This window comes from Kocuria atrinae C3-8, from assembly GCF_000286355.1.
Taxonomy (GTDB): Bacteria; Actinomycetota; Actinomycetes; order Actinomycetales; family Micrococcaceae; genus Kocuria; species Kocuria atrinae_A.
Genome location: NZ_AJXN01000124.1, coordinates 1 through 6029 on the forward strand (window position 1 = coordinate 1; position 6029 = coordinate 6029).

Annotated in this window: 8 protein-coding genes; 5 read left to right on the forward strand and 3 right to left on the reverse strand. The window is 57.9% G+C overall.

What is annotated here, in order from left to right; translation table 11 throughout:
- Positions 1-111: 111 nt before the first annotated feature.
- The 5 genes from YO9_RS0112890 to YO9_RS0112910 are packed head-to-tail and all read left to right on the forward strand — an operon-like array spanning position 112 to position 3047.
- Positions 112-438, forward strand: coding sequence for a cation:proton antiporter subunit C (locus tag YO9_RS0112890; RefSeq protein WP_016997851.1), 327 nt, complete (start codon positions 112-114; stop codon positions 436-438).
- Entirely contained in the window at positions 435-2006 is a 1572-nt protein-coding gene (locus YO9_RS0112895; RefSeq protein ID WP_016997852.1) for a monovalent cation/H+ antiporter subunit D family protein, read from the forward strand. Before YO9_RS0112890 ends, YO9_RS0112895 begins: the two co-directional genes overlap by 4 nt.
- Positions 2003-2404: a Na+/H+ antiporter subunit E gene (locus tag YO9_RS0112900; protein WP_031273280.1), complete on the forward strand. Its 402-nt coding sequence runs from the start codon at positions 2003-2005 to the stop codon at positions 2402-2404. Before YO9_RS0112895 ends, YO9_RS0112900 begins: the two co-directional genes overlap by 4 nt.
- A complete protein-coding gene (locus YO9_RS0112905; protein ID WP_016997854.1) occupies positions 2401-2658 on the forward strand; it encodes an MrpF/PhaF family protein in 258 nt (85 codons plus the stop codon). Before YO9_RS0112900 ends, YO9_RS0112905 begins: the two co-directional genes overlap by 4 nt.
- The gene (locus YO9_RS0112910) at positions 2658-3047 is read left to right on the forward strand and encodes a cation:proton antiporter (protein WP_016997855.1); all 390 of its coding nucleotides are present in this window, start codon (positions 2658-2660) and stop codon (positions 3045-3047) included. Before YO9_RS0112905 ends, YO9_RS0112910 begins: the two co-directional genes overlap by 1 nt.
- A gap of 259 nt (positions 3048-3306) precedes the next feature.
- Here the strand turns inward: YO9_RS0112910 and YO9_RS0112915 are convergent, their stop codons facing one another.
- The 3 genes from YO9_RS0112915 to YO9_RS0112925 form a co-directional block, all read right to left on the reverse strand.
- The gene (locus YO9_RS0112915; RefSeq protein WP_223286551.1) at positions 3307-3705 is read right to left on the reverse strand and encodes a hypothetical protein; all 399 of its coding nucleotides are present in this window, start codon (positions 3703-3705) and stop codon (positions 3307-3309) included.
- A 318-nt stretch (positions 3706-4023) separates the two neighbouring features.
- On the reverse strand, positions 4024-5211 hold the full coding sequence (locus YO9_RS0112920) for a CBS domain-containing protein (RefSeq protein WP_016997857.1): 1188 nt from the start codon (positions 5209-5211) through the stop codon (positions 4024-4026).
- Between the two features lie 390 nt (positions 5212-5601).
- The coding region (locus YO9_RS0112925; RefSeq protein WP_016997858.1) for a zinc-binding dehydrogenase at positions 5602-6029 on the reverse strand (428 nt) is incomplete at its 5' end.

Below are 6029 nucleotides of genomic sequence, written 5' to 3' on the forward strand. Positions count from 1 at the left end.
CGACCGTGAGAAGCGCGCGGAGGGTGAGTCGGCGGCGTCGGGCTCGACCTCGAGCGAGCACTCCCGCGACCACGCCAACAACCCCGAGGAATCGGACGAGGTGAACGCACGATGACCGTTGCCATTACCGCCGGCCTGCTCGTCTTCGGGGCCGTGTACTTGATGATGAAGCGCGAAATGCTGCGCGTGATCCTGGGGTTCATCCTGCTGGGTCACGCGGGCAATATCGTGCTCATGGCCGCAGGCGGGACCTCTCGCCGGGATCTACCCTACGGCTCCCCCGAGGACCTCTCGACCATTGCCGATCCGTTGCCTCAGGCGTTCGTGCTGACCGCGATCGTGATCGCGTTTTCCATCACGATCGTCATGTTGGTGCTCGCGGTGACGGGCAACGATGACGATGACACCGCCGCAACCGCCCAGGAGGTGCAAGAGTGAGCGCCGCACTCCTCCCCCTGTTCGTCGCGGTCCCGTTGATGATGGCCGCGCTGCTGGTCATCGTGGGCGACCGCCGCGTGATTCACACCGTGGGGCTGCTGGGCACCATGATTGCTGCGGTGGGTGCCGCCGTGGCGCTCGTGATCGAGTTCCGCTCCGGCGGTGCCATTGCCCACGGCATCAGCTCGTGGCCTTTCGGGATTGCCATCCCGTTCGTCGCCGACATGTTCACCGCCCTCATGCTGGTTGTGACCGGGCTGCTCACCATCGTGTGTTCGTGGTTCGCGATTGCGTCCGGGCGCGCGGCCAACGTTTACTTCGCCCCGCTCGTTCTGGTGCTGACCGCCGGTGTGAACGGTGCACTGCTGACCGCGGATCTGTTCAACCTGTTCGTGTTCATCGAGGTCATGCTCTTGCCCTCCTACGGGTTGTTCGTCCTGGCCGCCCGGCACAAGGGCACGTTGCAACAAGTGGCCGGCGCGCGCCTCTACGTGACGCTGAACCTGCTGACCTCCACCGTGTTCCTGATCGGCGTGGGCTTCATCTACGGCACCGCGGGCACCGTGAACCTGGCCGAACTCGCCGGGCTCGCGACCACGGATCCGACGGTGGCCATCTCCGGCGCAGTCTGCCTGTTCGCCCTCGCGATCAAGGCGTCGGTCGTTCCGGTGCACGGTTGGCTCGCAGCGGCCTACCCCGCGACTTCCCCGGCTATTACCGCCCTGTTCTCCGGTCTGCACACCAAGGTCGCGATCTACGGCATCTACCGCATCTACGCCGTCGTCTTCGACGGCGATTCCCGCTGGCTTTGGATCGGCGTGACGCTGTTCTGCTTGACCATGGTCATCGGCGTGCTGGGCGCGGTGGGCGAGAAAACCACCCGCTCCATCCTGGCGTTCCACATGATCAGCCAGATCGGGTACATCCTGCTGGGCGTCGCACTGTTCACGTTCGCCGGGCTCACCGCGGGCATCTTCTACCTGCTGCACCACATGATCGTGAAGGCCTCGCTGTTCCTGTCCACGGGCGCGGTCGAGGTTCGTTACGGCACGGGCGAGATCGGCAAGCTCTCGGGCATCGCCAAGCGGGAGCCGGTCATCGCGGTCGCGTTCTTCATCGCGGCCCTCTCGCTGGCAGGCCTCCCGCCGTTCTCGGGTTTCGTCGCGAAGTTCACGCTGATCCTGGCCTCGGTCGAGGCGGGGCAGATCGCAGCGGTCGTGGTCATGCTCCTGGTCAGCCTGGTCACGTTGCTCTCGATGCTCAAGATCTGGAACGGCGTGTTCTGGGGAGATTCCAAGGCCTCGAATTCCGACGACGACGCTCCCGCGGTTCCTGCTGCTCCCTCGCCTTCCGGTGGAGTCGCCACGAAACAGGCTCCAGTGTCGTCGGCGACCGCCGTGGCCGAATGGCCGCGAATCGGCATGGCGCTGGCCGGACCGGCCGTGTTCACCGCGGCGATCACACTAGGCCTCGGCTTGGGTGCTGAGCTGCTGCTGGGACTGTCCGCGGTAGCGGCCGAAGGATTGCTCGACACCACGGCATACGTACAGGCGGTGATGGGTTCATGAGTTGGTTGACGTGGCCATTCAGATGTATCGGTTTCTTCCTGTGGTTCGCCAAGGAAATGGTGACCTCCAGCGCGGCCGTTCTGAAGGACAATCTCACGCCCGGGCAGAACTCCACTCCCGGTATCACCGCGTTCGACAGTCAGTGCCGCAACGATTACGAGATCACGCTGCTGGCTGCGCTCATCACGCTGACACCGGGCACCCTCACGCTGGGGCTCAACACGGACTCCAAGGTGTCGCAGGCGGATGTGGCCGGTTCATCACCGGCCAAAACTGGGCCGTTGACGATCTACGTGCACAGCCTGTATTCCGGTAGCGCAGATGCCACTCGCGAGGAGCTGCGGGACATGGAGACTCGGATGCTTCGCGGGATTCGCAGGGAAGGAGCGCCTTCATGATCGGGGTGGATCTAGGAATTCTGATCATTGCTGTTGCGTGTCTGGCATCCGCGTACCGCATTCTCCGCGGGCCGACCCAGGCAGACCGCGCCGTTGCCGGTGACCTGTTGCTGTTCGGATTCGTGGGACTGATAGCGCTGTTCGGTATTCGGGTAGCCAATGAGTACACGTTCGACATCGTTCTGGTGGCCGCGCTCGTGGGCTTCCTGAGCGCGCTGTCCTTGGCACGGGCACTCACGAGGGGGAAGCGCTAATGGATCTTCTGACGATCATTGGAAACGTCACCATCGTGATTGGTGCACTCATTTTCGCGACGGCGGCTCTCGGTGTGCTTCGCTTCCCGGATGCGTACATGCGCGTCTCGGCCGTGGGTACGGCGGGCGGTGTGGGCATCGTGCTGATTGTGGCCGGGGCCCTGGCACTGCAGCCGTCGATTCCGAACGTGGTGAAGGTGGTGCTGATTCTGGTGGTGCACCTGGCGTCATCCGCTGTGGGCACCATGGCGATCGCTCGCGCCACCTACATCACCCGCACTCCCCTGGAGCACTTCGAGTTCGACGAACTGGCGGAGGCAACACCGGAACACGATGTAGAGGAAGAGGAACTCTCCACCGAACGCGGAGCTGCAGAACGCCGTTCTTGAACTGAGTACACGACATCCGGGAACGAGCAGCGGGCAGGACGGATGAGTTCACCACTGAACGTTTAGAGGGGCGGACATAGCCCGAAAAAACCGTGTACCAGTGGACCACTATTCGCTCTGTGCTCCGCCCTGGGTGAGAAACTCGTTCGTAGGTTCACGGTTTTGAAAGAGTAAAGCCCGGGGCGCCTAATCGGCGACCCCGGGCTTGTCTCTCATCTTTAAGCCTGTCGAATTCAGGTGACCGTGGCGACCATGTCGATCACGAGCGCTCAAGCTTCGAAGCTTGTTTCAACCGCAGCGCTTCCAGCTCGTCCTCTTGCTCACGGGCGCGATCAAGCAGTTTCTGGAGCAGCGTCTTGTCCAGACGGTCATCATTGACTTCCAGGAGAAGGCGCCACCCGAGCGATTTGGCGTGAACAGCAGCAGTCAGAGCCTCCAGTTCCTCAATGTCGGACAGCGGCGAGCGTTGGGTCACTCGCTCGTTCGGCTTGAACCGGGCGATCTTTTCCGCGAGGCGTGCGGGGATGTCCTTCAACTGGTTGGGCTTCACATGGAATGCGGACATGATCGCTTCGAGCGACCGCTGGTCCTCGGCAACGTCATAGGCCATGCGCGTGACTTTCGCCCGCACCTCGCGGTCGCTGTGTCCCTCGGACACTCGCCGGAACGCATCCACACCAGCGGCCGACCCGGCGTGATGGTCCTGCAAGTACGTCTCGATCGTTTTCGTGGTCATGAAGTAAGCCGCCTTTCGATTGTTTGTCACCACGCTACGGAACCAGCGCGTGAGGTGCCACCCCCTTGGGAGGGTGAGAGCATCGTCGTCGGCGGAAATTTGGACAGAAGGAAGGCCCGCGACCAGTGATGATCGCGGGCCAGGGTATCCCCGCAAAGCTTTCCACGTAAATTGAAACTGACCTCACGTTCGAACCCTACGCTCTCCAAAATGGATTGCCGTTTTCAATCCTAAGAGGATTTACTTAATTTTTCGTAACCATACTGCCAAACATTCGAATGAAGGAATCAGGGTATCCAGTATATCCTGACTACTGCTATGCATTACTCTGTTTCTCGCCAACCTAGCATCATTGAGACTTTTCAGACATTTGTCTTTATCCAATTTAAAGCCGTTTATCGAGGAGGAAAAATAGTTATCCCACAATGTGTTACTTCCAAAACATTTCATATAGTCCGCAAAAACAAACGTTTCAGAGACATGCTGAGCGGCCTCATTATTATTCGATTGAATATCTTCTCGGGAGAAGATCATATCTCCTGAAGAATTTAGCGGAATACTATGCAGATTGCTGATCTCGGACTTTGCATCCTTCACCTCATCGCTTGGTATCTTGGATAGAACTGATCTAATTAGGTCCTCAAGCTCATTCACTCGAAGGAACATCTGAGCAATAGAATTCAGATGCATCGCGACATCAAATGTTGTATATATTTGAACCACACTTCCCTCTGAATTTTTACCATACACAAATCCATGTTGAAGGATCGCGGGTATCCAATCGAATAGCTTCTCATTCGTTGAGACTACCGGAACGTGAGTCTGAGCTTTTTCAACGAGTTTAGAGTCCTTAGTGGCGGTATCGAAAGTCAGGTCATCGAGCGTAACTGTCCCAATTAGGGTCGATTTATCGTTGCCATCGAAAAACAATGGCAACTTAGAACGCCCCTTTACCTTCATTGTCTCAATCGCGGTTTCAACACTATCGCCGTACTGAAGGAAGTCGAGCATATCTCCATCTTCCTTCAGAGAGGACAGTATCCAACCCATCTGAGATTCATCGAGGCTACCAGACGATCTCATCTCATTTGAGACATCTACGGTTGAACAATCTTCATCCTCAATCGGTTCGTGCACATAAATTAGGACGTTTCCGTAGTAATCTGCTTCACTAATTTCAGGTTTCATTCGCAACCCGTGGCGTTCCAAATCAGACATAATCAGGTTGTTTACGACTGAACCGCGCCTCTCTCGACCATACGACCAAAGCAGATCGAGTGTCGAAATTGTCCCACTGCCGGAAATCTCAAGTATCTCCTTGAAGAATCCTTCGCGAGACCACTCTTGATCCTCCATGCTAGCGGTATCGCCCTCATTTTCCCGACTTTCCTCTTCAACACTAACCGTTTCCTGACCTTCTTCAGCCATGACATTCCCCCAGGGTTTACTTAGACTGGCTTACAATGGGTGAATCACCACATAGATCATCACCCATTTACAGGATAGCGAGGAGAGAACCGTCTGACTAGTGACATTCTCCAGAATTATCAATCACGTTGATTACGACCTAAATGCATCTGAGCCAGACGTTGACTGTTGTTACGCCTATGCCCTAGAGTGAAATATTTCTATTTATGCCTTCGCAACTTGGATTGAAATGCTCTTTCTTCAAGTGACTGTAAAAGCTACTCTGATAACTTTGGCCACTTGCCGGAGAAACATAGTTGGAAATTCTTCCTGATCTCCAGCTCAGGCCATACGATTAACAAAAGGAAGGCCCGCGATCGGTGGCGATCGCGGGCCTTGTTTCGCCAGCTATCAGGCGTGCGGGGCGACGACGGCGCGCGCGGACAGCGTGCCGTCACGCAGCTTTTCGTACGCCTCGAGTGCGTTGTCGAGCGTGTATTTCTCGACGGCCGGGACGATCTGGCCGGCGCGGTACATCGCGACCACCTCGTGGAGTTCCTCGATGGTGCCCCAGTAGGTGGAGGAGAAATTCACTTCATAAGGCACAGCGAAGAAGTTCCACGCGAATTCGCCGCCCGCGATGCCCACAACGGTCAGTGAGCCTCGCTGTGCAACGGTCGCGGCACCGAGTGCGATGGTGGGGCCGGCACCGACGAAGTCGAACACGGCGTCGACGCCGCGGCCGCCCGTGAGTTCGCGGATCTTGGCGGCCTGGCCTTCGTCACCGGGAACGGTGACGGCGCCGAACTTCTCGGCCTCGGCCATGGCTTCTGGCTTCA